The 25,562-nt window shown below is 72.4% G+C and carries 18 protein-coding genes; 15 read left to right on the top strand and 3 right to left on the bottom strand.

Annotated features, from left to right (window positions below; all coding sequences use genetic code 11):
- Positions 1 to 11: 11 nt before the first annotated feature.
- The 4 genes from speB to ACYVOO_RS31000 all read left to right on the top strand — a co-directional run bounded on the left by speB (position 12) and on the right by ACYVOO_RS31000 (position 9,756).
- Positions 12 to 1,019 carry an agmatinase gene (gene speB, locus ACYVOO_RS31015; protein WP_461019040.1) on the top strand — a complete coding sequence of 336 codons (1,008 nt, stop codon included), beginning with the start codon at positions 12 to 14 and terminating at the stop codon, positions 1,017 to 1,019.
- Between the two features lie 635 nt (positions 1,020 to 1,654).
- Positions 1,655 to 2,797 (top strand): esterase-like activity of phytase family protein, encoded by a 1,143-nt coding sequence (locus tag ACYVOO_RS31010; RefSeq protein ID WP_461019092.1) that lies wholly within the window; start codon positions 1,655 to 1,657, stop codon positions 2,795 to 2,797.
- Positions 2,798 to 3,076: 279 nt separating this feature from the next.
- Positions 3,077 to 6,865: an ABC transporter ATP-binding protein gene (locus ACYVOO_RS31005; protein ID WP_461019091.1), complete on the top strand. Its 3,789-nt coding sequence runs from the start codon at positions 3,077 to 3,079 to the stop codon at positions 6,863 to 6,865.
- 134 nt (positions 6,866 to 6,999) lie between these two features.
- On the top strand, positions 7,000 to 9,756 hold the full coding sequence (locus ACYVOO_RS31000; RefSeq protein ID WP_461019039.1) for a glycosyl hydrolase family 95 catalytic domain-containing protein: 2,757 nt from the start codon (positions 7,000 to 7,002) through the stop codon (positions 9,754 to 9,756).
- Between the two features lie 88 nt (positions 9,757 to 9,844).
- Here ACYVOO_RS31000 and ACYVOO_RS30995 read toward each other — a convergent pair whose 3' ends face one another.
- Positions 9,845 to 10,339, bottom strand: a complete 495-nt coding sequence (locus ACYVOO_RS30995; RefSeq protein ID WP_461019038.1) for an NUDIX hydrolase — start codon at positions 10,337 to 10,339, stop codon at positions 9,845 to 9,847.
- Positions 10,340 to 10,496: 157 nt separating this feature from the next.
- Here ACYVOO_RS30995 and ACYVOO_RS30990 point away from each other — a divergent pair, with 157 nt between their 5' ends.
- Positions 10,497 to 11,906 (top strand): S28 family serine protease, encoded by a 1,410-nt coding sequence (locus ACYVOO_RS30990; protein WP_461019037.1) that lies wholly within the window; start codon positions 10,497 to 10,499, stop codon positions 11,904 to 11,906.
- A 288-nt stretch (positions 11,907 to 12,194) separates the two neighbouring features.
- Here the strand turns inward: ACYVOO_RS30990 and ACYVOO_RS30985 are convergent, their stop codons facing one another.
- Both ACYVOO_RS30985 and ACYVOO_RS30980 read right to left on the bottom strand, forming a co-directional pair.
- Positions 12,195 to 13,136, bottom strand: coding sequence for a sugar phosphate isomerase/epimerase family protein (locus ACYVOO_RS30985; protein WP_461019036.1), 942 nt, complete (start codon positions 13,134 to 13,136; stop codon positions 12,195 to 12,197).
- A gap of 155 nt (positions 13,137 to 13,291) precedes the next feature.
- The gene (locus ACYVOO_RS30980; protein ID WP_461019035.1) at positions 13,292 to 14,506 is read right to left on the bottom strand and encodes a LacI family DNA-binding transcriptional regulator; all 1,215 of its coding nucleotides are present in this window, start codon (positions 14,504 to 14,506) and stop codon (positions 13,292 to 13,294) included.
- A gap of 414 nt (positions 14,507 to 14,920) precedes the next feature.
- On the opposite strand from ACYVOO_RS30980, the gene ACYVOO_RS30975 reads away from it, so the two are divergent.
- The 10 genes from ACYVOO_RS30975 to ACYVOO_RS30930 all read left to right on the top strand — a co-directional run bounded on the left by ACYVOO_RS30975 (position 14,921) and on the right by ACYVOO_RS30930 (position 25,333).
- Complete coding sequence (locus tag ACYVOO_RS30975; protein WP_461019034.1) at positions 14,921 to 16,072, top strand: Gfo/Idh/MocA family protein; 1,152 nt, start codon at positions 14,921 to 14,923, stop codon at positions 16,070 to 16,072.
- A 7-nt stretch (positions 16,073 to 16,079) separates the two neighbouring features.
- A complete protein-coding gene (locus ACYVOO_RS30970) occupies positions 16,080 to 17,084 on the top strand; it encodes a DUF6807 domain-containing protein (RefSeq protein WP_461019033.1) in 1,005 nt (334 codons plus the stop codon).
- 15 nt (positions 17,085 to 17,099) lie between these two features.
- Complete coding sequence (locus ACYVOO_RS30965; RefSeq protein WP_461019090.1) at positions 17,100 to 17,840, top strand: cupin; 741 nt, start codon at positions 17,100 to 17,102, stop codon at positions 17,838 to 17,840.
- Between the two features lie 143 nt (positions 17,841 to 17,983).
- Positions 17,984 to 19,276 carry an ABC transporter substrate-binding protein gene (locus ACYVOO_RS30960; protein WP_461019032.1) on the top strand — a complete coding sequence of 431 codons (1,293 nt, stop codon included), beginning with the start codon at positions 17,984 to 17,986 and terminating at the stop codon, positions 19,274 to 19,276.
- Positions 19,276 to 20,346: a carbohydrate ABC transporter permease gene (locus ACYVOO_RS30955; RefSeq protein ID WP_461019031.1), complete on the top strand. Its 1,071-nt coding sequence runs from the start codon at positions 19,276 to 19,278 to the stop codon at positions 20,344 to 20,346. Before ACYVOO_RS30960 ends, ACYVOO_RS30955 begins: the two co-directional genes overlap by 1 nt.
- Positions 20,346 to 21,272: a carbohydrate ABC transporter permease gene (locus ACYVOO_RS30950; RefSeq protein WP_461019030.1), complete on the top strand. Its 927-nt coding sequence runs from the start codon at positions 20,346 to 20,348 to the stop codon at positions 21,270 to 21,272. The genes ACYVOO_RS30955 and ACYVOO_RS30950 overlap by 1 nt, the downstream gene beginning before the upstream one ends.
- 14 nt (positions 21,273 to 21,286) lie before the next feature.
- Positions 21,287 to 21,946, top strand: coding sequence for a hypothetical protein (locus ACYVOO_RS30945; RefSeq protein ID WP_461019029.1), 660 nt, complete (start codon positions 21,287 to 21,289; stop codon positions 21,944 to 21,946).
- A 176-nt stretch (positions 21,947 to 22,122) separates the two neighbouring features.
- Positions 22,123 to 23,274: a Gfo/Idh/MocA family protein gene (locus ACYVOO_RS30940; RefSeq protein ID WP_461019028.1), complete on the top strand. Its 1,152-nt coding sequence runs from the start codon at positions 22,123 to 22,125 to the stop codon at positions 23,272 to 23,274.
- Positions 23,271 to 24,461 carry a dihydrodipicolinate synthase family protein gene (locus ACYVOO_RS30935; RefSeq protein ID WP_461019027.1) on the top strand — a complete coding sequence of 397 codons (1,191 nt, stop codon included), beginning with the start codon at positions 23,271 to 23,273 and terminating at the stop codon, positions 24,459 to 24,461. Before ACYVOO_RS30940 ends, ACYVOO_RS30935 begins: the two co-directional genes overlap by 4 nt.
- A complete protein-coding gene (locus ACYVOO_RS30930; protein WP_461019026.1) occupies positions 24,458 to 25,333 on the top strand; it encodes a sugar phosphate isomerase/epimerase family protein in 876 nt (291 codons plus the stop codon). Before ACYVOO_RS30935 ends, ACYVOO_RS30930 begins: the two co-directional genes overlap by 4 nt.
- The last annotated feature ends 229 nt before the right edge of the window (positions 25,334 to 25,562 follow it).

Here is a 25,562-nt window from a genome sequence, read left to right as displayed (position 1 = left end):
ACGCTCACAGCATGAGTACCCCGACGCCCGAGCCCCAGCATCAGCCGTCGCCCGAGCCCCGCGGCCCGGTCGACTCCTCGCGCATCCCGCGCTACGCGGGCCCCGCCACCTTCGCGCGGCTGCCCCGCCTGGACGAGGTGGGAGGGCGTGCCGATGTCGCCGTCGTCGGCGTCCCCTTCGACACGGGGGTCTCCTACCGGCCCGGAGCCCGGTTCGGCGGCAACGCGATCCGCGAGGCGTCCCGCCTGCTGCGCCCCTACAACCCCGCGCAGGACGCCTCCCCCTTCGCGCTCGCCCAGGTGGCGGACGCGGGCGACATCGCGGCCAACCCCTTCAACATCGACGAGGCCGTCGAGACCGTACAGGAGGCCGCCGACGGCATCCTGGACAGCGGCGCCCGGCTGATGACCCTCGGCGGCGACCACACGATCGCCCTCCCGCTTCTGCGCTCGGTCGCCCGCAAACACGGTCCCGTGGCACTTCTTCACTTCGACGCCCACCTGGACACCTGGGACACCTATTTCGGCGCCGCCTACACCCACGGCACCCCGTTCAGGCGCGCCTTCGAGGAGGGGCTGCTCGACACCTCGGCCGTCTCGCACGTGGGCACGCGCGGGCCGCTGTACGGCAAGAAGGACCTGGACGAGGACGCCAGGATGGGCTTCGGCATCGTCACCTCGGCCGACGTGATGCGCCGGGGCGTGGACGAGGTCGCCGACCAGCTGCGGCAGCGCATCGGGAACCGGCCGCTCTACGTCTCCATCGACATCGACGTCCTGGACCCGGCCCACGCCCCGGGAACCGGCACCCCGGAGGCGGGCGGCCTCACGTCAAGGGAACTGCTCGAGATCCTGCGCGGGCTCGCCGGGTGCCATCTCGTCTCCGCTGACCTGGTCGAGGTCGCGCCCCCCTACGACCACGCCGAGATGACGGCGGTCGCCGCCTCGCACACGGCGTACGAGCTGACGACGCTCATGAGCCGTCAGATAGCGGAGGGGCGGGGAGGGGGCGCGGGCTGAGCGAGGCCGGAGGCCGCCCTTCCGGCCGGGCGGTACGGGCGTGACCGGCGAGGTGTTCGGGGGGTGACCGGGTTGTTTCCGGCCGTGTTCGAAACGGCCTGTGCGCGTCCGATCGCGCGCCGTATCGGCGCCGTTCCGTTGCCGTGGAGACAAGGGCGCTGGTGGGCGGGGGTTGCGCGAAGCGACTCGGCCATCCTCGCTGGTTACTGTGCGAGTCTTATTTAACACGCAACGTTACTGATTCTGTTCGGTCGATGTGCATCTCGTGGAAGTTCTCGACAGACTTCGTAGCGCAGTCCCGCGGGATGGGGGCGTTGCATGACGGCGACAGTGCCGGCCTCGTGGGGGGTGCCCGCCTGTACGCATCCAGCGACGCCGCCACGGCCGCGGTGGTCCTGGGGAGCCGCCCGCTTCCCAGGGCCACCGCCGGTCCGGCGAGCGTCGACGGGGCCGCCCCACTCGCTCCGGACGCGAAGGCCGCGCGCGAGATGTCGCCCGGCCGTCGGTACCCGGTGACCTGCCGTCCGAGTCCCGTTACCGTGCCTGTCCGACGCTGCTCGTGCTCGTCCCCGGCCGGTACCCGCGGTCGGCGTGACCGCCCGCCGCGACCGATCCGTAAGGGGACCTCCGTGACCGTGCGTCCGCGTACCGTGCTCGCCCTCGCCACCGCCGTGCTCGCCACTCTCACCGCCCTCACCTCCGTCGGCCCGGCCGCGCACGCCGCCGCGAGCCCCCGGACGTACGGCGACGGCGACGGTGGCGACGGCGGCGGGGCGTGTTCGCCGCGTGCGAGCGTCGCCGGGTACTCGGACGCGCTCGACAAGACGGAGTACCAGGGCACCCCCGTGGCGGGGCTCTCCGCGCTGGCACGGGACGTGGACGGGCGGATCGCCGCGCTGTCGGACCGCTCCGTCCTGTTCTCCCTCGACGTGCACACCACCGGCGGCACGCGCACGGCGCGCACCACCCGCGCCGTGCCCCTCGCCGACGAGCGGGGCGAGCCCCTGGACTCGGAGGGCCTGGTCGTCGAGCGCGACGGCGACCGCCTGGTCACCTCGGAGACGGAGCCCTCGGTACGCAGGTACGACAGGGCTGGGACCCTCCTGGGCCGTCTGCCCGTACCCGAGGCGCTCCGGGTCGCACCGGCCGGGCGCGCCCGGGCGAACCAGACCTTCGAGGGGCTGACCGCGCTGCGCCACGGCCGCACCCTGACCGCTGCCCTGGAGGGCCAGCTGGCGGGGGACGGCAAGGACGCGTCGGGGCGCCCCCTCGTACGGATGCAGAGCTGGGACCGCGCGCGTGACGGCGGGTTCCGGGCCGCGCGCCAGTGGGGCTACCCCGTGGACGAGAAGCTCGGGGTGGCCGAGATCGCCGCCACCGGGGACGGCCGCCTCCTCGTGCTGGAGCGCGGCTACGAGCAGGGTGCGGGCAACACCGTCCGCCTCTACCTCGCCGACCCGCGCGGCGCGGACGACGTCACCCGCGTCGGCGAGCTGACGGGCCAGGACGGGACCGGTCTCGTCGGCAAGACCCTCCTCGCGGACCTGGGCGACTGCCCCGACCTGGGCGCGCCCAACCCGTCGCCGCAGTCCAACCCCCTCCTCGACAACATCGAGGGCCTGGCCGTCACGGGGCACGGGCACGGACATGCGCACGGGTACGCGCACGGCGGGTGGTTGCGCGTACTGCTGGTCAGCGACGACAACGCGTCCGCCACACAGCTCACGCGCCTCTACGCGCTGACGCTGCGGCTCCCGCGGCTCCCCCACGCCCCGTGAGCGCCTGAACGCGCCTCCTCACTCCCCTCACTCCCCTTGCCCCCTTGCGCGCACCCCCGCCGCCGGGCCTCCCTTTTGTCGCGCCGAGAAGTGTTGCGCCGTGTTGCGGCGGGATGAAATCCGCACGCCAGGGCGTTGCAGCATCCGGCAGTGCGGCGACTGAGGCGACGGAGAGGACGCGGTGTGACGGGGACGGACACGAAGAGCGGGACCACCAAGGCGGGCGGCATCACCAAGAACGGAACCGGAACAGGAACCGGCACGGGAGCCGGAACCGGAATCGGAACCGGAGTCGGCAAGGGCACCGGATGGGCCCGTCGGCTGGCCGCGTACTGCTGGCAGTACAAGCGCAACGTGCTGCTCGCCTTCGGCACCTCGCTCGCGGGCATGGGCATCATGGCGCTCGTACCGCTGCTCACCAAGGTGATCATCGACGACGTCGTGGTCGGCGGCCAGGGCGGCATGTGGCTGTGGATCGGCCTGCTGGTCGCCGCGGCCGTCGTCGTCTACGTGCTGACCTACGCGCGGCGCTTCTACGGAGGCCGCCTCGCCCTGGACGTCCAGCACGACCTGCGTACCGACATGTACCGCTCGATCATCCGGCTCGACGGCCGCAGCCAGGACGAGCTGTCCACGGGGCAGGTCGTGGGGCGCGGCACCAGCGACCTCCAGCTCGTCCAGAGCCTGCTCTTCATGGTGCCGATGATGCTCGGCAACGTGCTGCTCTTCGCCATCGCGCTCGTCGTCATGGTCAGCCTCTCCCCGCTGCTCACCCTCGTCTCGCTCGCCGTCTTCCCCCTCCTGTGGTGGATCGCGAACCTCAGCCGCGCCCGCCTCTTCCCGGCCACCTGGTACGCGCAGCAGCAGGCCGGAGCCGTCGCCTCCGTAGTCGACGGGTCGGTCACCGGGGTGCGCGTGGTCAAGGGGTTCGGCCAGGAGGCGCAGGAGAAGCGGAAGCTGCGCGACATCGGCCGCACGCTCTTCGCCGCCCGGCTGCGCACCGTCAAGCTCAACTCCCGCTACACGCCCGCGCTCCAGTCCATCCCCTCCCTCGGGCAGGTCGCGATGCTGGCGCTGGGCGGCTGGATGGCCACGCGCGGACAGATCACCCTGGGCACCTTCGTCGCCTTCTCCACCTACCTCGCCCAGTTGGTCGGCCCCGTGCGCATGCTCGCGATGATGCTCACCGTCGGGCAGCAGGCCAGGGCGGGCGTCGAGCGCGTCTACGACCTCATCGACACCGAGCCGCAGATGGCGGAGGCGCCGGACGCGCGTGAGCTGCCCGAGGAAGCGGAGGCGTCCGTCGAGTTCGAGAACGTCACCTTCGGCTACGACCAGGACCGCCCCGTGCTCGACGGCTTCGGCCTGCGCGTCGAACCGGGCGAGACCGTGGCCGTCGTCGGCACCAGCGGCAGCGGCAAGTCGACGGTGTCCCTGCTGCTGCCCCGCTACTACGACGTGACGGGCGGCGCGGTCCGCGTCGGCGGGCACGACGTGCGCGATCTGACGCTGCACTCGCTGCGCTCCGCCATCGGCCTCGTCCCCGAGAACAGCTTCCTGTTCTCCGAGTCCATCCGCGAGAACATCGCCTACGGCGTCCCCGACGCCACCGACGAGCAGATACGCACGGCCGCGCGCGCAGCCCAGGCCGACGGCTTCATATCCGAGCTGCCCTACGGCTACGACACGACCGTCGGCGAGCAGGGCCTGACCCTCTCCGGCGGCCAGCGGCAGCGCATCGCGCTCGCCCGCGCCATCCTCACCGACCCCCGGCTGCTGCTCCTGGACGACGCCACCTCGGCCGTCGACGCGCGGGTCGAGCACGAGATCCACGAGGCGCTGCGCGGCGTCATGGCGGGCCGTACGACGCTGCTGATCGCGCACCGGCAGTCGACGCTCGCGCTGGCCGACCGCATCGCCGTCCTGGACGGCGGGCGCCTGGTGGACACGGGCACCCACGAGGAGCTGACCGCGCGCTGCGCCCTCTACCGGCGGCTGCTGACCGACCCCGACGAACTGGGCGAGACCGACCGCGACCCCGCGGGCGCCGCGGGCCACGACGCGCACGAGGCGGTCGGCGGCGTCACGCCCGAACTGTGGGTACGCCCCGACGAGACGGGTGGGAAGGACGGCGAGAAGGGAACCGGAACCCCCACCGGAGCCGCCTCGTCCGCGGCGACCGCGGGCCGCCCGGGCGGCTTCGCCTCGCAGATGGCCGACATGCCGGGCAGCCCGGAACTCCTCGCCAAGGTCGCGGCACTGCCGCCCGCGAACGACACCCCCGGCATCGACGAGGACCAGGCCGAGCGGGAGGAGGAGTCCTACGGGCTCAGGCGCCTGCTGCGCGGCTTCAGCGCGGCCCTGGCGGTCGCCCTGGTCTTCGCCGCGCTCGACGCCGGGTTCGGGCTGCTGCTGCCCGTGCTGATCCGGCACGGCATCGACGACGGCGTGCAGAAGGCAGCGCTGGGCGCCGTGTGGACGGCGGCCGGGCTCGCGCTCGCCGTGGTCCTGGCCCAGTGGGGCGCGCAGTACGGCTCCATGCGGCTGACGGGACGCACGGGCGAGCGGGTGCTCTACGCGCTCCGGGTGAAGATCTTCGCGCAGCTCCAGCGCCTCGGCCTCGACTACTACGAGCGGCACCTGACCGGCGCCGTCATGACCCGTATGACGACCGATGTGGACGCGCTGTCCACCTTCCTCCAGACCGGTCTCGTCACCGCCGTCGTCTCCGTGTTCACCTTCCTCGGCATACTCGTCGCGCTCCTGGTCATCGATGTCCAGCTCGCCCTGGTCGTCTTCGCGACCCTGCCGCTGCTGGTCGTCGGCACCGTCTTCTTCCGGCGCAAGAGCGTGAAGGCGTACGAGCTGGCGCGGGAGCGGGTCAGCGTCGTCAACGCGGACCTCCAGGAGTCGGTCGCCGGGCTGCGCATGGTCCAGGCGTTCCGCGGCGAGGACCGGGGCGCCGACCGCTTCACGCGGCGCAGCGACGGGTACCGGCAGGCCCGGGTGCGCGGCCAGTGGCTGATATCCGTCTACTTCCCGTTCGTCCAGTTGCTGGCCTCCCTCGCCACAGCCGCCGTGCTCATCGTCGGCTCGGGCCGGATCGAGAACGGCACGCTGACGGCGGGCGCGCTGGTCGCCTACCTCCTCTACATCGAGCTGTTCTTCGCCCCGGTGCAGCAGCTCTCCCAGGTCTTCGACGGCTACCAGCAGGCGTCGGTCTCGCTCGGCCGCATCCAGGAGCTGCTGTGCGAGCGGACCAGCACCCCGGCGCCCGAGCACCCGCGCGAGGTGGGCACGCTGCGCGGCGAGATCGCCTTCAGGGACGTGCACTTCCGCTACACGACGGCCGAGGGCGGCGCCCACGAGGAGGAGGCGCTCTCGGGCATCGACCTGACCGTCCCGGCGGGCCAGACCGTCGCCTTCGTCGGCGAGACCGGCGCGGGCAAGTCCACCCTCGTCAAGCTCGTGGCCCGCTTCTACGACCCCACCGAGGGCGCGGTACTGGCCGACGGCGAGGACCTGCGCACCCTGGACCTGACGGGCTACCGCCAGCGGCTGGGCGTCGTGCCGCAGGAGCCGTACCTCTTCCCCGGGACGGTGCGCGACGCCATCGCCTACGGGCTGCCCGACGCCACCGACGCACGGGTCGAGGCGGCGGCGCGCGCCGTGGGGGCGCACGACATGATCGCCTCACTCTCGGACGGCTATCTGCACCCCGTCGCCGAGCGCGGCCGGAACCTCTCGGCCGGGCAGCGGCAGCTCATCGCGCTCGCCCGCGCCGAGCTGGTCGACCCGGACGTGCTGCTGCTGGACGAGGCCACGGCGGCGCTGGACCTGGCCACCGAATCCCTGGTCAACCAGGCCACCGACCGGCTCTCCGGCACCCGCACCACCCTGGTCGTCGCCCACCGGCTGACGACGGCGGCACGGGCCGACCGCGTCGTCGTCCTGGACCACGGCCGGGTCGTGGAGGACGGCACCCACGACGAACTGGTGGCGCGCGACGGGCACTACGCGCGGCTGTGGCGGACGTTCACGGGGGAGACGCAGCCGGCGGCGGCGTGATGGCGTGATGGCGTGAGGGCGTGACGGCGGGTTCGGGTGAGGGGGCCACCCTCACCCGAACCGTTGATCTTTCAAGGGTTGTACGCATGGCGAGATCTATTGACTCGTCATGTTCACAACTTTAGGTTCCTCCCATGCCTCGACCCGCACGTCTCGTGGCCCCGACGCTCGCCTGCGCCCTCGTGGCCGCCGTGCCCCAGGCGTCGTCGGCGGCCCAGCCGAGCCACCCCCCACAAGAAGTCCGCACCCCCGCCGCGTTCCCGGCTTCGTCCCCCGGCGGCTGGACGCTCTCCTCGCACCGGATCGACGCCGAGGACAGCTACCACGCCTACGTGGGCAACGGCTATCTCGGCCAGCGCGTCGCCCCCCACGGCTCCGGCTACGCCGCCACCGGCGAGAAGACCGGCTGGCCCCTGTTCACCCCGCGCTACGACGGCTCCTTCGTCGCCGGGCTCTACGCGCACAACAAGGAGACCGCCGAGAACCGGCAGGCCCTCGCGGCGCTCCCCACCTGGACCGGGCTGAACGTCGCCACCGGCGGCGAAGCGGGCGAGACGTTCTCCTCCGGCACCCCGAAGGGGCGTATCACCCGCTACACCCAGTCGCTCAGGATGCGTGAGGGCGTCGTCCGCACCTCGCTGACCTGGACCGCGTCCGACGGCCGCGCCACCGACCTCACCTACGACGTCCTCGCCGACCGCGACCACGCGCACGCGGGCGCCGTCAGGCTGCGGATGACCCCGCACTGGAGCGGCGAGGCCCGCGTGACCGACGTCCTCGACGGGCGCGGCGCGCGCCGCGTCTCCCAGACGGGCGGCGGCGACCGCACGGCTGACGGCGCGCGTACGGCGGGCGGCGCCCATGCGGCGGACGACGGCGGCACGATGGACGTCACCTTCCGCACCGACGGCACGAAGACCGACGGAGCGGTCGCCTCCACCCTGCGGCCCGGACCTGAGGTGCGTACAAGGAGTGAACAAAGGGCGGACGACGCGAAGAAGCTGACCGCGAAGCAGCACGTCTCCTTCACCGCGCGACGGGGCCACACCTACGAGTTCACCAAGTACGTCGGCGTCGACACCGCACTCACCTCCGGCTCGCCCGAGAAGAGCGCCCTCACCGCCTCGCGCGAGGCCGCGGACCGGGGCTGGGACCGCATGTACGCGGCGCACGCGGCCTCCTGGCGCGAGCTGTGGCGCAGCGACGTCGAGGTCAACGGCCGCCCCGAGATGCAGAAGTGGCTCCGCTCCACGCAGTACGGGCTCCTCGCCAGCACCCGCGAGGGCGCCGACGACAGCATCGCCCCCACGGGGCTGAGCAGCGACAACTACGCGGGCCTCGTCTTCTGGGACGCCGAGACGTGGATGTACCCGGGGCTGCTGGCCACCCGCCCCGAACTGGCCAAGTCGGTCGTCGACTACCGCTACCGCACCCGCGAGGGCGCCCGCGCCAACGCGCGCAGGCTCGGCCACTCCGGCCTCTTCTACGGCTGGAACACCGGCAGCCACGGCGACCTGTGGAAGGAATGCCACAGCTGGGACCCGCCGCACTGCCGCACCCAGAACCACCTCCAGAGCGACATCGCCCTGGCCACCTGGCAGTACTACCTCGCCACCCGCGACACCACATGGCTGCGCGAACGCGGCTGGCCCGTCCTCAAGGGCATCGCCGAGTTCTGGGCGGACCGCGCCACCAGGAACGGCGACGGCAGCTACTCCGTCAAGAACGTCGCGGGCCCCGACGAGTACAGCAACGGCGTCGACGACGCCGTCTTCACCAACGCGGGCGCCGCCACCACCCTGCGCCACACCATCCGCGCGGCGCGGCTGCTGGGCGAGCCCGTCCCCGGCAAGTGGGCGGCCGTCGCCGACAAGCTGCGCATCCCCTACGACAAGGAGAAGGGCGTCTTCCAGCAGTACGACGGCTACAAGGGGACCCTCATCAAGCAGGCCGACACCGTGCTGCTGCGCTACCCCCTGGAGTGGCCCATGTCCAAGGCCACCGCCGCCAGGACGCTCGACTACTACGCCGAGCGCACCGACCCGGACGGGCCCGCCATGACGGACTCCGTACACGCCATCGACGCCGCCGACACGGACGAGCCCGGCTGCTCCGCCTACACCTATCTGGAGCGGTCCGTACGGCCGTTCATGCGCGGCCCGTTCTCCGTCTTCTCTGAGGCGCGCGGCGACAAGGCGGGCGCGGAGGACCCGCTCTCCGGGTCGCCCGCGCAGGACTTCCTCACCGGGAAGGGCGGCTTCCTCCAGGTGTTCACCAACGGCCTGACGGGGCAGCGGATGCGCGAGGACAAGCTGCGCCTCGACCCGATGCTGCCGCCCCAGCTCAAGGAGGGCGTCACACTGCGGGGGCTGCGCTGGCAGGGCCGCACGTACGACGTCGCGCTCGGCGCCCACCAGACCTCGGTGCGGCTGACCGAAGGCGAGCCCTTCACGGTGGACACCCCGCAGGGCGACCAGGTCGTCAGCCAGGGCGCGCCGCTGACGCTCAAGACCCGGCGCCCCGACCTGAAGCCGACGGAGAACCTGGCCCGCTGCCACAAGGCCGAGGCGTCCTCGGAACAGCCCGGCATGTACGCGGGTGCCGCGGTCGACGGCAGCCATGCCACCGCCTGGACCCCCGACGGCAAGAAGGGGGCGCTCACGGTCGACCTGGGCAGGCCCGTGGACGTGGACGGCGACGGGGGCGTCAAGACACGGTGGTCCAGGACGGCACCGGAGAGCCACACGGTCGAGGTCTCGGCCGACGGCGACCACTGGCGCCCGGAGGGCGAGGACAAGGGCGAGCAGCCCTTCCGGTACGTCAGGGTCTCGGTCACCTCGAAGGACGCGAAGAAGCCCGCGGGCATCGCGGAGGTGACGGTGAGGGAGTGAGCTGAGGGGGCGGGGCGAGGTGACAGATGTCGTTATCTGAAATCTGTTAGTTGATATCCGTCAGCCGTCAGCCGTCAGCCGTCATCTGTTACCCCTCCTCGCAGAGCCCGACCACGTACTCGTCCACCGTCTGCACGAGCCCCTCGGGCAGCGGACTGCCGTCCGCGCGCCAGTGGATCGCGGAGACCTCGTCGTTGGCCGTGAACGGGGCGCGGGAGCGGGCCTGGGCGGCGTAGACCGCGCCGCGCAGCACGTGCCGCGTGGGCCCCAGCGCCGTCTTCGCGTAGCCGACGAAGCGCAGGGCGTCCTCGGGCACCGTCTGCCCCGTCTCCTCCCGCAGTTCGCGTACGGCGGCGGCCCGGGCCCTTTCGCCGGGTTCGATGCCGCCGCCTGGCAGCTCCCAGCAGGCGCGCTTGCGCTGGTACGTCATGAGGGTGTGCCCTTCGTGACGGAGCACGATCAGGACGTAGCCCAGGGGCGCGTCGTCCCCGTCGAAGCGGTGCGACTCGGGCAGGCGCTCGAAGGCGAGCAGCGCCATGTCGCGGGGGCCGGTGACCAGGGGCGGTGACGGTAGGTCGGTCATGGGAAGCCAGCGTAGGCCCGTGCCGCGAGGCCGCGAACCCCCGTGCACGCGCGTGAGAAGGCGCGAAAGGGGAGGCCGGGGCAGCGGTCGGGTCTGGCGGGACGGCAGCCGCACCGATAGGTTCACCGCGACCTTTGCTGTCCACAGGGGAGGGCGCATGCGCAAAACGCTCAGATGGTTGTTGTCGCTCGTGGTGCTCATAGGCACCGTCGGTGTCGGCGCCACGTCGGCGGGGGCCGCCACCGCGGCCAGGACCGACATCAAGGACCGGATCCTCGCGATACCCGGGATGAGCCTCATAGAGGAGAAGCCGGTCGACGGCTACCGCTTCTTCATCCTCAACTACAAGCAGCCGGTCGACCACCGGCACCCCTCCAAGGGGACGTTCAACCAGCGGATATCCCTCCTGCACAAGGGCGAGGACCGTCCCACCGTCTTCTTCACCAGCGGCTACGGCCTCAACACCGAACCCCGTCGCAGCGAACCCACGCAGATGACGGACGGCAACCAGGTGTCGATGGAGTACCGCTTCTTCACCCCGTCCAGGCCCGACCCTGCCGACTGGTCGAAGCTCGACATCTGGCAGGCGGCCAGCGACCAGCACCGCATCTTCAAGGCCCTGAACCGCATCTACGGCGAGAACTGGATCTCGACCGGCGGCAGCAAGGGCGGCATGACGGCGACGTACTACCGCCGCTTCTACCCGAAGGACATGGACGGCACCGTCGCCTACGTCGCGCCCAACGACGTCGAGAACGACGAGGACTCCGCCTACTACGACTTCTTCGAGAACGTCGGCTCCGACGCCTGCCGCGACCGGCTCAACGCGGTGCAGCGCGAGATCTTCGAGCGGCGCGACGAGTTCGTCTCCCGCATCGCCAAGTGGGCCAAGGACGAGGGCTACACCTTCGAGCTGGCGGGCGACGCGGACCGCGCGTTCGAGCTGGTCGCGCAGGACCTCGTGTGGGGCTACTGGCAGTATCACCTCGACGGCGCCGAGTGCGAGACCGTGCCCTCCCCCGACGCGCCCACGGACGAGCTGTACGACTGGGCCGACGAGATCGGCGGCTGGTCGGCCGGAACCGACCAGGGCATGCTGCCGTACACGCCGTACTACTACCAGGCGGGCACCCAGCTCGGCTCCCCCGACTACGAGGAGCCCCTCCTCGACGACCTGCGCAAGTACCCGGGCATCAACGTGCCCCGCACCTACGTCCCCAGGGACATCCCGATGCGCTTCGACCACAAGGCGATGAAGGACATCGACAAGTGGGTGCGCACCCGTTCCTCGCAGATGCTCTTCGTCAACGGTGAGAACGACCCGTGGAGCGCCGAGCCCTTCCGCGTCGGCAAGGGGACCAAGGACGCGCACGTCTACGTCGCGCCGGGCCAGAACCACGGCGCGAACATCGCCAAGCTCGGCGAGGACGACCGGGCCGCCGCCACCCGCGCGCTGATGAAGTGGGCGGGCGTGGACGTCGAGCCGGGGGCCACGCCGAAGCGGCTCACGCGCTACGACTCCGAGCTGGACCGGCCCGCGAAGCAGGACCGGATGCTGCGCCCGTAGGGCTCAGCGCCGCATTCGTGAATCCGGGCTGTGCCCGCCACCGCGTCTGGCTGAGCGGCGGCGGGCACGGCCCTCCGGCTTTGCGAGGGGAGCCGTCACCGGCGCGTTGAAGGGGGTGCACCGGTGACGGTGCACCGCCGGGCGCGGGCGGCTGGAGAGGCGGTCAGCGACGCAGCCAGCAGCGTGCCGACACCGCACCGCGGGGATGCCCCGGCGGTACTCCGATGAGACGGACGGCACCGCGCGGGGGTTCCCGTCGGGTCCGTCGGGCGGGGAACGGCCGGAGCGTCAGGCCGAGGCGGAGAGCAGGCGCATCAGGTGGTCGCGCACGCCGGGCAGCAGTTCCGGCAGCTCCGGGACCTGCGGGTACCAGCGCTTCTCGTACTCCCAGCACAGCCAGCCCCCGCCCGCGTCCGCGCCGCGCGGCCCGCGCTCCTGCTCCTGGCCCTGGTTCTGGGCTTCGCCGAGTCCCGCGACGGGGTCGGTTCCGGTTCCGGCGTCGGCGGCCGGTGCTCCGGCGTCCGTCTCGCGAGGGCTGTCCGCCTCCTCGTCGGCGGCGCGGGTCAGCAGCTCGACGACCTCGCCCAGCGGGAGCACGCCTTGTCCGGGCGGCAGGGGAGTGGTGTCCTCGGCCGAGGGGATGTCCTTCACCTGTACGTAGCCGAGGTACGGCGCCAGTACCCGGTGGGTGTCCTGCGGGGCCTCGCCGCCCCGCCAGGTGTGCATGACGTCCCAGAGCACTCCGGCCGAGGCGTGGCCCACGGCGCCGACCACGCGCGCCGCGTCAGCGCCCGTACCGTGCGAGTCGTGCGTCTCCAGCAGTACGCGCACCCCCAGGTCCGCGGCGAGCGGCGCGGCCTTGGCGAGCCGGCGCGCTGCCGTGGCGTCGGCCTCCTCCGCGCCGGAGTCCCCGCCACCGGGGAAGACGCGGACGAAGGGGGCACCGAGGTCGCGGGCCAGCTCCAGGAGGGAGCGCACTTCGGCCAGTACGGGGTCGTCCTCGCCGGGTGCCGCGACGCGCGCGTACCCCGCCACCGCCAGGATCTCCACCCCGGCCGCCTTGAACTCCTCCACCACGTCGACCCGTTCGGCCAGCCCCAGACCGGGGTGCACGGGTTCCTCCGGGTGCGCGCGCAGCTCGACACCGTGGAACCCGTTGTCTGCGGCGAGCCGGGCCACCTCGCGGATGGGGAGGCCGGGGACACCGAGCGTGGAGAAAGCGAGTCGCATGGGCTCAGAGGATCAGACAGCGGACCCGTACGACAAGGTCCGTGCCGCAACCGTGCCGTGTGACGGCACTGTTGTCGCACATCCGGCGCAACGGGGAGGGTGGGGGAGGGGTGGCGGGGCGCGGGTGGCTGACAAGATCTGATGTCTGATAGCCGTCATCTGTCAGCCGCCCCCTGGCGTGGGGGTGCCGTGGAGGCGCGGACCATCAGTTCGGCGCGGACCGTCGCCATGCCGCCCGGGGGCGGGGTCTCGCGGCCCAGGGCGAGTCGTCCGGCGCGTGCGCCCGCTTCGTGGAGGGGAAGGCGGACCGTGGTCAGTGCCGGGGCCGCGTCCGCGCTGAAGGGGAGGTCGTCGAAGCCCGCGACGGAGATGTCCTCGGGGATGCGCAGCCCCTGGTCGCGCAGGGCCGCGCAGATGCCGAGGGCGACGGTGTCGTTGGCGGCCAGTACGGCTGTCATGCCGGGGGCGCGGCGCAGGAGTTCGAGGGCGCCGTCGTAGCCGGAGGCGCGGTTGTACTCGCCGCCGTGGACGGTCAGCAGCTCCGCCTCGTCCAGCAGTTCGGGGAACCGCTCCTGGAGCGCGAGCCGGTGTCCCCCCAGGCGGTGGCGGGTGGTGGTGCGCTCGGCGGGGCCCGCGACGTAGCCGATGCGGCGGTGCCCGAGAGCGAGCAGGTGCTCGGTGAGGCGGCGGGCGCCACCCCGGTTGTCGAAGGCGAGGGTGACGATGCCGTGCCCCTCGGCGGCGCCGTTGCCGTTCGGGCGCGCTTCGTACGCGCCCCGGCCGGCCGTCCCGCCGGTCCCGTTCACCTCGCCCTGACCCTCGGTCTCGGCGTCGGCCTCCGCGTCCGGGGTCCCCGCCCCCGGGCTCTCCGACAGCGGCGGCCTGCCGCACAGGACGACGCGGGTGCCGCTCGCGGCGAGCCGTCGCAGCCGGGTGGCGAGCGCTTCGCCGTGCTCCTCGTCCTCGACGGCGCCGCCGCTCAGCACGACGGCGGCGGCGCGCTGGCGCTGGAGGAGGGTGAGGTAGGTGAGTTCGCGTTCGGGGGAGCCGCCTGTGTTGCAGACGACGGCGAGCTTCTGGCCGCCCACGCCCCCGCCCGTACCGCCGTCGCCCATCTCGCTCTGCACCGCGCTGGCGATGATGCCGAAGAACGGGTCGGCGATGTCGTTGACCAGGACGCCCACGAGGTCGGAGGTGGCTGCGGCGAGGGCGCTCGCAGGCCCGTTGACGACGTACTGGAGGTCCTCGACCGCGCGCAGCACCCGGCTGCGGGTCGCGCCCGCGACGGGATAGTTGCCGCTGAGCACGCGCGAGACGGTGGCCGCCGAGACCCCCGCGCGGGCCGCGACGTCGGCCAGGGTCACTGCCATGAGTCCTCCGTAAGTCACGTCATCCTGCCGCCTGCCCCCTCGGGCCCGTGCCGGTCCGCCCGGACGCGGGTCCCGGAGCCGGGCCCAGGGGCCGGGATGCGCGCCCCTGGGTGCGGGGCGGACGAGGGGACGTACGCGCGTCCGTACGTCCCGTTGCCGGGCGTCCGGGCCGGTGGCCCGGGTTCCGGCAACCGCGTGCGGGGTCGGCGAGGTCATGTTCTCACCCCGCGTGCGCTGCCCGTACACACCTTGCGCGCACCGCCCCCGTGCCCCCGCTCCACCGCCCCGAACCGCCCCCGAACCGCCCCCGTGCCGATCGGTTCCGGGTGGTGCAGGGGTCTTGTCCTGTCATGAGGGGCAGGCTTAGTGTCCCCCCGACGGCAAGCGCTTTCTATGGCGAGGAGCTTTCGCTGTATGCCCGTGGAGAAGACCCCCTTCCGTGCCGCTGTCGTCGGCACCGGCGGGATTGTCACCGGAAGTCATCTGCCCGCCCTGCGTGAACACGCCGACCGCGTAAGGCTCGTGGCCGCCGTCGACGTCGACCCGACGAGACTCGCCGCGTTCCGCGAGCTGGCGGCGGACGAGGGCGTCACCGGCTACGGCGGGCTGGCGGAGATGCTCGCGGCCGAACGTCCCGACCTGGTCCTGATCGGCACCCCGCCCTCCCTGCACGCCGAGCAGGCCGAGGCCGCGCTCCGCGCCGGGGCCTGGGTCCTGTGCGAGAAGCCGCTGTGCCTCTCCCTCGCCGAGTACGCACGCATCGCGTCGGCGGAGAAGGCGTCAGAAGGGGCGACGGGCGGAGGCGGACCGTACGCCTCCGTCGTCTTCCAGCACCGCTACGGTTCCGGCGCCGTACACGCCCGCGAGCTGCTGCGTACCAGGGCGCTGGGGAAGCCACTGGTCGCGCACTGCCAGACGACTTGGTACCGCGACACCGCGTACTACTCCGTGCCCTGGCGCGGCCGTTGGGACACCGAGGGCGGCGGTCCGACGATGGGGCACGGCATCCACCAGATGGACCTGCTGCTGCACCTGCTGGGCGACTGGACCGAGATCCGGGCCATGGCGGGCAGGCTCGTCCACGACATCGAGAGCGAGGACGTCTCGACCGCCCTCGTGCGCTTCGCCGACGGCGCCATGGCGACGGTCGTCAACAGCGTGCTCAGCCCCGACGAGGTCAGCCGCATCCGGATCGACTGCGCGGACGCGACCGTCGAGCTGACGCACCTCTACGGGCACGCCAACGACGACTGGTCCTACACCCCCGCGCCCCACCTCCTGGAGGACGAGGCGCGTACCGCGCACTGGCTGGCCCCGACCGCCGATCTGCCCAGCTCGCACGCCGCACAGCTCGCCGGGTTCCTCGACGCCATGGAGAAGGGCGAACGGCCTCCGGGCAGCGGCGGCGAGGCGTACCGGACCCTTGAATTCCTCGCCGCGCTCTACAAGTCGGCGTTCACGGGCCGCCCCGTCCTCGCGGGCGAGATCGGTCCCGGCGATCCCTACTACGACGCCATGCACGGCGGTCACCCCGACTGGGCCCCCACCGCACCGAAGGAGCAGTGACCACAGCATGACCGAGAGCATCACCGAGACCTCCGCACCCTCCGCACCCTCAGCGGCCTCAGCCGCCTCCACCCCCTCGGAACCCGCCGCGCCGCTCACCGTCACCCACACACACGGCGAGCGCGTCGTCGTCGCCGTGGACGGTACCGAGGTGTTCGCCTACGTCTACGCCCCCGACCCCGTGGCCTTCGAGGCGCGCAAGCCGTACGTGCACCCGCTGCGTACGCTCGCGGGCCGTACGGTCAGCGGCTACCGGCCCAACGACCACCGTTGGCACAAGGGCCTCCAGATGACCGCGAGCCATGTGTCGGAGCAGAACTTCTGGGGCGGCAACTCCTACATCCATGGCCAGGGGTATCTGCCGATCCATGAGCGGGTCGGTTCCATGCGCCACGACGGCTTCACGTCCTTCGAGGCGACGAGGGACCGGCTGGACTTCACCGAGTCGCTCACCTGGGTCGAGCACGGTGGCCAGGAGTGGGCGCGCGAGAGCCGTACGGTCGCGGTGCACTCGGCGGACGCGGAGGCGGGCGCGTACGCGATCGACTGGTCGATCCGTCTCACCAACATCCGGGACGAGACGCTCCACTTCGGCTCGCCCACCACCGCGGGGCGGGAGATGGCGGGCTACACCGGGCTCCAGTGGCGCGGCCCGCGCGACTTCACCGGGGCCCGGGTGCTGACGCCCGAGGGCCCCAGCACCGACCAGGAGACCATGGGCAAGCCCGCCTCCGCCTACCCGTGGATCGCGGTCGTCGGCGAGCACGACGACGTGGACGCGCACTCCACGCTCGCCTTCGCGCACGCGCCGGAGAACGCCGGGGCGCACCACGCCTCGCACTGGTTCGTACGCTCCGAGCCGATCCCGTCCGTCGCCTTCTCGTGGGCCTTCTTCGAGGAGTTCCCGCTGGAGCCGGGGGAGACGTTCGCGTACCGCTATCGGGTGGTGGTCGCCGACGGAGCCTGGGACAGCGCCCGGATCGAGCGGCACCTCGCGTCGCTCGCCTGGTGAGGGGGTCCGCTCGTGATGGAAGCACCGCTGCCGGGCGGGATCGGCCTGTCGCACATCAGCGCCTACCCGTGGGAGGCGGCCGACGGGGTGTGCGGGGGAAGCCCGCATCTGCATCTGGCCTGTACGGAGGCGTACGTCGTCACCGGCGGCCGGGGCGCCGTGCAGACGCTCACGGTGGAGGAGGGGTTCACCGAGACCCCGCTGGAGCCGGGCGCGCTGGCCTGGTTCACGCCGGGGACCGTGCACCGGATGGTCGAAGGCTCTGATCTGCGGGTGACGGTCCTGATGCAGAACGGCGGGCTGCCGGAGGCCGGTGACGCGGTCTTCACCTTCCCGCCCGACGTGCTGGCGGACCCGGACGCCTACGCGCGGGCCGCCGCGCTGCCCGCCAAGGAGGGCCCGGAGGCGGAGGCCGCCGCGCGCAAGCGGCGCGATCTGGCCGTCGAGGGCTATCTGCGGCTGCGCGAGGCGCTCGCGGACGGCGACGACGGGCCGCTGCGCGCCTTCCACAGGGCCGCGGCGCGCCTCGTGGCGCCCAAGGCCGAGGAGTGGCGCGAGCGCTGGCGTGCGGGCGCCCTGGCGGCGGCCGAACGCACGGGGGAGCAGTTGACCGCTCTCGCGCGGGGCGACGCCGCCCACCTCGCCGCCGGAACGGTGCGCGCGGCCGGGCCCACGCGGCGTGGCGGGTACGGCATGTGCGGCAGGCGCGACGAGTACGAACTGCCGGGCACGACGCTTCCGTACTACGGCGAGTAGCCGCACAGCGCCAGGGCGCCCGGCCCTCTCCGTAGCGGGCCGAACCTCGGTACCGGGCGCCCCCTCCCCACCCCGGACCCGTAGCCCCTCGCCCCCCGTAGACCCCCGATTCCCGAAGGCTCCGATCCCCGAAAGGCCCCCTCATGCCCCGACCCAGGACAAGGGCGTCCTGCGCGGCGGCCGTGGCGCTCGCGCTGTGTGCCACGCTCGCCGGATGCAGTGGCGGTTCCGCGGCGGACTCGGCTGCGGCGGACGGAAAGGTCACGCTCCGCTTCACCTGGTGGGGCAACGCGGACCGGGCCGAACGCACCAACAAGGCCGTCGCCGCCTTCGAACGCGCCCACCCCGGCATCGACATCCAGACGTCGTACTCCACGTACGAGTCGTACAAGCAGAAGCTCGCCACCCAGGCGGCGGGCAGCGACGTGCCCGACCTCATCCAGCTCGACTACCGCCAGATCAGCCAGTACGCGGGCTCGGACGTGATGCTCGACCTCGCCGGGCAGCGCGCCGAACTGCCCACGGGGGACATGGACAAGGGGCTGCTGAAGACCGGACAGGTCGACGGGCGCCAGTACGCGCTCCCCATGGGCATAGGTACCCAGGCCATGGCGTACGACAAGGAGGCGTGGCGGAAGGCCGGGCTGAAGCCGCCGAAGGCGGGCTGGACGTGGGACGACTGGGCGGCGTCGCTGCGCAAGCTGAAGGCGGCCGGTCACGAGCGGCCCATGACGGACCCGGGCTCCATGGAGGACTGGTTCGAGGTCTGGCTGCGCGGCCAGGGAAAGCGGCTCTACGGGGAGGACGGGCAGACCGCGTTCACCGCGTCCGACCTGGTCCGCTTCTGGGAGTTCACCTCGAAGCTCCGCAAGGAGGGCCTCGTCAGCGCGGCGAGGGACACCACGCAGATGGCGGGCTCGGTCGAGGACTCCCCGATGGGCCGGGACAAGGCGGTGGCCGAGTTCAACTGGGACGCGCCGTCGGCCGGTTACGAGGCCATGTACGGGGACCGGCTCGCGCTGGCCCCGATGCCCTCCGGAGAGGACGGCACGCCGGGTCAGTACTACAAGCCGTCCATGCTGCTGGGCATCGCCGCGAACAGCGCGCACCCGCGCGAGGCGGCCCGCTTCCTCGACTTCCTGCTGAATTCCGACGAGGCGGCCGACATCCTCGGCGTCGACCGCGGCACCCCCGTCAACAGCGTCCAGCGCAAGCGTGTGCTGCCCGAGGTCACCGGGTTCCAGAAGCAGGTCGCCGGGCTCCAGGAGTCCCTGGAGGGCAGGCTCCAGGACCCGCCCGCAGCGCCGCCGCGCGGCGACAACGGGCTCCAGTCGACCTTCCAGCGCGACTACGACCACGTCGCCTTCGAGAAGGCGAGCCCGCGCGAGGTCGCCGAGGACTACCTGACCGAGGCACGAGCGGAGCTGAGGCCGTGATGACGACAGCGTCGGGCGCGAGTACGGGTACGGGTACGGGTACGGGTACGGGTACGGGTTCGAGTACGGGTACAGGCACGGGCGTCGGCAAGGGGACCGCGACCCGGGGGACGGGGGAGCGTGGCGGCCCGGCCACGCGCCGGCCGGGCGGCGGGGACGCACGGGGAAGGGCACGCCGTCCGAAGCGCGAACGCGAGGGCGCCGCCTGGGTGTTCCTCTCGCCGTGGGTGCTGGGCGCGGGCGTGCTGACGCTGCTGCCCATGGCGGTCTCGCTCTATCTCTCCTTCACGGACTACAACCTTTTCGACCCGCCCTCCTGGATCGGCCTGCGCAACTACACGCAGATGTTCACCGAGGACCCGAGGCTGCTGCGGTCCGTCGGCAACACGCTGCTGTACGTCCTGGTGGCCGTGCCGCTCCAGCTCGCCCTGGCGCTGGCCGTGGCGGTGGCGCTGAAATCGATGAAGCGGGGCAAGGGCTTCTACCGTTCCGCTTTCTACGCACCCTCGCTGCTCGGTGCCTCCATGAGCATCGCGCTGGTCTGGCGGGCGCTCTTCAACGACGGCGGCACCGTCGACAACCTGCTGGGCGCCGTGGGCATCCACACCGGCGGCTGGGTCAACCAGCCGGGCTGGGCGCTGCTGAGCGTCGCGCTGCTGACGGTCTGGCAGTTCGGCGCGCCCATGGTCATCTTCCTCGCCGGGCTCCAGCAGATACCGGGGGAGCTGTACGAGGCGGCGGCCGTGGACGGGGCGAGCAGGTGGCGGCAGTTCGCCTCCATCACGCTGCCGATGCTCTCGCCGGTCCTGTTCTTCAACCTGGTGCTCCAGACCATCCAGGCGTTCCAGGTCTTCACCCCCGCCTACGCGGTCAGCGGCGGCCGTGGCGGCCCGGCGGACTCCACGCTGTTCTACACGCTCTACCTCTACGACCGCGGCTTCACCGCCTCCCACATGGGCTACGCCTCCGCCATGGCCTGGGTGCTGCTGCTCGCCATCGCCGTCGTGACCGCGGTGCTCTTCCGCACCTCCCGCTCCTGGGTCTTCTACGCGAACGAGGAGGACCGCTGATGTCCGCCACCGGCTCCCCGGCCACCGCGCACGCCCCCGCCGGGCCACCCGCCGCGCCTCCTGCCGGGCCGCCCGCACAGGCGCGCCGCAAGCCCTTCAACTGGGCGCGGTTCGCGCTGCACGCGGGCTGCCTCGCCGTCCTCGTGGTGATGCTGTACCCGCTGGCCTGGCTCGTCGCGACGTCCTTCAAGCCCGCGGACGAGGTGCTGGCCAGCCTGGCGCTGCTGCCCTCGCGGCTGGCGACGGAGAACTACGGGACGGCCGCCGAGGGCATCGAGGGCGTCAGCCTGCTCCAGCTCTTCGGCAACTCGCTGACCATCTCTGTCGGCGCCGTGCTCGGAAACGTCCTCAGCTGCTCGCTCGCCGCCTACGCCTTCGCGCGGCTGCGGTTCAGGCTGCGGGGGCCGCTGTTCGCGTTCATGATCGCGACGATCATGCTGCCGCACCACGCGGTGCTCATCCCGCAGTACATCGTCTTCAACCAGCTCGGCATGGTGAACAGCTTCTGGCCGATGGTGCTGCCGAAGTTCCTCGCGACGGACGCCTTCTTCGTCTTCCTCATCGTGCAGTTCATGCGCGGGCTGCCGCGCGAGCTGGAGGAGGCCGCGAAGATCGACGGCTGCGGTCCTTTCCGTACGTTCGCCAGCGTCATCCTGCCGCTCACCAGGCCCGCGCTGATCACCACGGCGATCTTCACCTTCATCTGGACCTGGAACGACTTCTTCACCCAGCTCATCTACCTCTTCGAGCCGGACAAGTACACGCTCACCCTGGCCCTGCGCACCTTCGTGGACACCTCCAGCCAGTCCGCCTACGGGCCGATGTTCGCGATGTCGGTCTTCGCGCTGCTGCCCATCGTGCTCTTCTTCCTCGCCTTCCAGCGGCTCCTGGTCGAGGGCATGGCGAACTCCGGCGTCAAGGGCTGAGGGAGGCCGCCGTCATGAAAGCCATGAAAGCGATGAACACCGGGGAGGCCGTGAACGCGCCCGCTCCCGCCGCGCGACGGGAGCGCGGGGAGCTGTTCGGGCCGCGCTTCGAGCTGTTCGCCGACGTGCTGAGCCTCGGCCTCGCCACGGCCGTCGCCTGCCTCCCCCTGGTGACCGTCCCGGCCGCGCTGTCCACGGCGTGCGCGCTGCTGCGGCGCCGCCGTCTCCACGAGGAGCCGTGCACCGCGGGCCGCTACGCCGCCGCGCTGCGGGCACGCGCATGGCGCGGCGATCTGGCGGCCGGAGGGGTGCTGCTCGCGCTGGCCGCGCTCTTCGTGGCCGACGCGGTGCTGGCCGCCGCCGGGCTGCCGGGCGCGGGGCTGTTCGGGCTGTTCCTGGCCGTCGTGGGCGCCGTCGCCGCGGTGGCGGGGCTGCGCGCGTGCGCGGCGCCCACGTCGGCGCACGGCTGGCGGAGCGCGCTGCGTACGGGCGCCGTACGGGCCGCTGGCGACCTGCCGGGCAGCGCCCTGGTCCTGCTCGCCCTGGCCACGGCCGTGGTCTGCGCCTGGGCGATGCCGCCGCTCCTCTTCCTGGTGCCCGGCCCCCTGGCCGTCGCGCTGACGGCGGTCGAGCTGCGTGTCGACGGCACGCGGCACGGGGCGGCACGCCGATGACCGGGCCCGCCGCGGCCCCACCGGGCGTGCGCCTCGCGTACACCGGCAGGGCGCGCTGAGCGGCCCTCTTGTGGAAGCCCACGCGAGCGGGCTAGCGTGAACAGGTAGAAAGCGCTTTCTACGGCCCTACGGCAGAGTCGCCAGGCGGGCGAGCGGACCGAAGGAGAAGAGCCCACGTGACACGCAAGACAGTGCGCATCGCCATGAACGGTGTGACCGGACGCATGGGATACCGCCAGCACCTGGTCCGCTCGATACTCGCCATCCGTGAGGAGGGCGGGATCGACCTCGGCGACGGGAGCGTGCTGTGGCCGGAGCCCGTCCTCGTCGGCCGCCGTGAGCAGGCGCTCAAGGCCATCGCCGAGCGGCACGGCCTCGACTCCTGGACCACCGACCTCGACGCCGTGCTCGCCGACGAGAGCATCGACGTCTACTTCGACTCCCAGGTGACCTCCGCGCGCGAAGAGGCCCTCAAGAAGGCCATCGCGGCGGGCAAGCACCTCTACACCGAGAAGCCCACGGCCACCGGGCTGGACGGCGCGCTGGAGCTGGCCAGGTCGGCGCAGGCGGCGGGCGTCAAGCACGGCGTCGTCCAGGACAAGCTGTTCCTGCCGGGCCTGCTGAAGCTCAAGCGGCTCATCGACGGCGGCTTCTTCGGCCGCATCCTGTCCGTGCGCGGCGAGTTCGGCTACTGGGTCTTCGAGGGCGACTGGCAGGAGGCGCAGCGCCCTTCCTGGAACTACCGCGCCGAGGACGGCGGCGGCATCGTCGTGGACATGTTCCCGCACTGGGAGTACGTGCTGCACGGGCTGTTCGGCCGCGTACGCACCGTGCAGGCGCACGCCGCCACCCACATCCCGCAGCGCTGGGACGAGCGGCGCAAGCCCTACGACGCCACCGCCGACGACTCCGCGTACGGCATCTTCGAGCTGGAGGGCGGCATCGTCGCCCAGATCAACTCCTCGTGGGCGGTGCGCGTCAACCGCGACGAACTCGTCGAGTTCCAGGTGGACGGCACCGAGGGCTCCGCCGTCGCGGGGCTGCGCCGCTGCCGCGTACAGCACCGCTCGGCCACCCCGAAGCCCGTGTGGAACCCGGACCTGCCCGCCACGGAGACCTTCCGCGACCAGTGGCAGGAGGTGCCCGACAACGAGGAGTTCGACAACGGCTTCAAGTCCCAGTGGGAGCTGTTCCTGCGGCACGTCGCCACCGGGGCGCCCTACGACTGGGACCTGCTGGCGGGCGCGCGCGGCGTGCAGCTGGCCGAGCTGGGCCTGCGCTCCTCTACTGAGGGCCGCCGCTTCGACGTCCCGGAGCTGTCCCTGTGAGCCCGGCGCCCCTCCGCCTCCCCGGCCCCTCCGGCGAACTGCGCGACTACGTGCCCCGCGCCGAGCCCGCGCCCGCCGTGCGCGCCCCCGGCGCGGGTCCGGGGGGTGCCGTGCCCCTCGTCTCGCGCACCGTCTTCTCGGCGGCGCACGTCGTCGCCGACCCCTTCGCCGACACCCATCCGGGCGGCCCGGCCGCCGTCGACTGGGACGCGACCCTCGCCTTCCGCAGGCACCTGTGGTCGCACGGCCTCGGCGTGGCCGAGGCCATGGACACGGCGCAGCGCGGCATGGGCCTGGACTGGGCGGGCGCGGCCGAGCTGATCCGGCGCTCGGCGGCCGAGGCCAGCGCCACGGGCGGACGCGTGGCCTGCGGCATCGGCACGGACCAGCTCACGCGCCAGGACGCCGGGCTCGCGGACGTACGGGCCGCCTACGAGGAGCAGTTGGCGCTCGTCGAGGAGAGCGGCGCCCAGGCGATCCTGATGGCCTCCCGTGCCCTGGCAGCCGCCGCCAAGGGCCCGGAGGACTACCTGGAGACGTACGGGCACCTGCTGCGCCAGGCCGCCGAGCCCGTCGTCCTGCACTGGCTGGGCCCCATGTTCGACCCGGCGCTGACGGGCTACTGGGGCAGCGCGGACCTGGACGAGGCCACCGGCACCTTCCTGCGGATCATCGCCGAGCACCCCGACAAGGTGGACGGCGTGAAGGTCTCCCTGCTCGACGCGCGCCGCGAAGTGGAACTGCGCAGGCGGCTGCCCGACGGGGTGCGCTGCTACACCGGCGACGACTTCCACTATCCCGAGCTGATCGCGGGCGACGAACGCGGCTTCAGCCACGCCCTGCTGGGTATCTTCGACCCGCTCGGGCCGCTGGCGGCCGAGGCGGTGCGGACGCTGGACACGGGGGACGCGAAGGGGTTCGCCGAGCTGCTGGAGCCGACGGTTCCGCTCTCCCGGCACCTCTTCGGGGAGCCCACCCGCTACTACAAGACGGGCGTCGTCCTCCTCGCCTGGCTCGCGGGGCACCAGGACCACTTCGTGATGGTCGGCGGCCTCCAGTCGGCGCGTTCGCTGCCGCACCTGGCGCGCGCGTACGAACTGGCCGACGGGCTCGGCCTCTTCCCCGACCCCGACCTCGCGCGCACCCGCGTCCAGCACCTTCTCGCCGTCCACGGAGTGACCCAGTGACCAGCGACCCCGGAGCCGTCGGCGCTGCCCGGTTCCCCGAGGGAGCGCTCGCGCGCTTCTCCATCAACCAGCGGACCGTCAAACAGCTCTCCCTGCCCGAACTCGCCGAGGAGTGCGGCAGGCTGGGCATCACGGGCGTCGGTCTGTGGCGCGAACCCGTCCAGGAGTACGGCGTCGAGAAGGCCGCGCGCCTCGTGCGGGACGCCGGGCTGGAAGTGACCTCGCTGTGCCGGGGCGGTTTCTTCACCGAGAGCGACCCGGACGGGCGCCGCCGCGCCCTGGACGACAACCGCGCCGCGCTGGACGAGGCGGCCACGCTGGGGACCGGGACGCTGGTGCTCGTCTCCGGAGGGCTGCCGGAGGGGAGCCGGGACCTGGCGGGCGCGCGGGAGCGGGTCGCGGAGGCGCTTGCCGAACTGGGCCCGTACGCGCGGGAACGGGGCGTACGGCTGGCCGTCGAACCGCTGCACCCGATGTTCGCCTCGGACCGCTGCGTCGTCTCGACCCTGGCCCAGGCCCTCGACCTCGCGGAGCGCTTCCCCGCCGACGAGGTGGGCGTCGTCGTGGACACCTACCACCTGTGGTGGGACGACCGGGCGCCCGAGCAGATCGCGCGGGCCGGTGCGGGGGGCCGCATCGCGGCCTTCCAGCTCGCCGACTGGATCACCCCGCTGCCCGAGGGCGTGCTGCTCGGACGGGGCCAGCTCGGGGACGGCTGCGTGGACCTGCGCGGGTTCCGCGAACTCGCCGACGCGGCGGGGCACGAGGGGCCCGTCGAGGTGGAGATCTTCAACGAGGACCTGTGGGCCCGCGACGGCGCGGAGGTCCTCGCGGAGACCGCCGAACGCTACGTGCGGCACGCGTTGGACTGACGTGTCGGGCTGCCGGAAAAAGAAGCGGATTCCCGTGCAACCCTTTGCGGGGAACGCGAGTCATACGTGGCATCGGGACTTCTGAGGGGGGAGCTTGAGAAGTCCTGGGGGGAACGAAGGGCCCGGTCTACGGACCGGGCCCTTCGAGTTGTGCGCCCAGCATGGGCGATTGCTTGGGGGTGGAAGTCCCCTGGGGGAAGAGGTGGTGCTAACCCCGAGCCGGAGGCAA

It is taken from the genome of Streptomyces daliensis (genome assembly GCF_054782395.1).
The sequence above is the reverse complement of the archived record's forward strand: the minus strand, read 5'-3'. Positions and strand labels throughout refer to the sequence as shown.

Bases quoted from the DNA above. Each gene is read 5' to 3' on its own strand.
- speB (WP_461019040.1), top strand. From the start codon at position 12: ATGAGTACCCCGACGCCCGAGCCCCAGCATCAGCCGTCGCCCGAGCCC.
- ACYVOO_RS31000 (WP_461019039.1), top strand. From the start codon at position 7,000: ATGCCTCGACCCGCACGTCTCGTGGCCCCGACGCTCGCCTGCGCCCTC.
- ACYVOO_RS30995 (WP_461019038.1), bottom strand. From the start codon at position 10,339: ATGACCGACCTACCGTCACCGCCCCTGGTCACCGGCCCCCGCGACATG.
- ACYVOO_RS30990 (WP_461019037.1), top strand. From the start codon at position 10,497: ATGCGCAAAACGCTCAGATGGTTGTTGTCGCTCGTGGTGCTCATAGGC.
- ACYVOO_RS30985 (WP_461019036.1), bottom strand. From the start codon at position 13,136: ATGCGACTCGCTTTCTCCACGCTCGGTGTCCCCGGCCTCCCCATCCGC.
- ACYVOO_RS30980 (WP_461019035.1), bottom strand. From the start codon at position 14,506: ATGGCAGTGACCCTGGCCGACGTCGCGGCCCGCGCGGGGGTCTCGGCG.
- ACYVOO_RS30975 (WP_461019034.1), top strand. From the start codon at position 14,921: ATGCCCGTGGAGAAGACCCCCTTCCGTGCCGCTGTCGTCGGCACCGGC.
- ACYVOO_RS30970 (WP_461019033.1), top strand. From the start codon at position 16,080: ATGACCGAGAGCATCACCGAGACCTCCGCACCCTCCGCACCCTCAGCG.
- ACYVOO_RS30965 (WP_461019090.1), top strand. From the start codon at position 17,100: ATGGAAGCACCGCTGCCGGGCGGGATCGGCCTGTCGCACATCAGCGCC.
- ACYVOO_RS30960 (WP_461019032.1), top strand. From the start codon at position 17,984: ATGCCCCGACCCAGGACAAGGGCGTCCTGCGCGGCGGCCGTGGCGCTC.
- ACYVOO_RS30955 (WP_461019031.1), top strand. From the start codon at position 19,276: ATGACGACAGCGTCGGGCGCGAGTACGGGTACGGGTACGGGTACGGGT.
- ACYVOO_RS30950 (WP_461019030.1), top strand. From the start codon at position 20,346: ATGTCCGCCACCGGCTCCCCGGCCACCGCGCACGCCCCCGCCGGGCCA.
- ACYVOO_RS30945 (WP_461019029.1), top strand. From the start codon at position 21,287: ATGAAAGCCATGAAAGCGATGAACACCGGGGAGGCCGTGAACGCGCCC.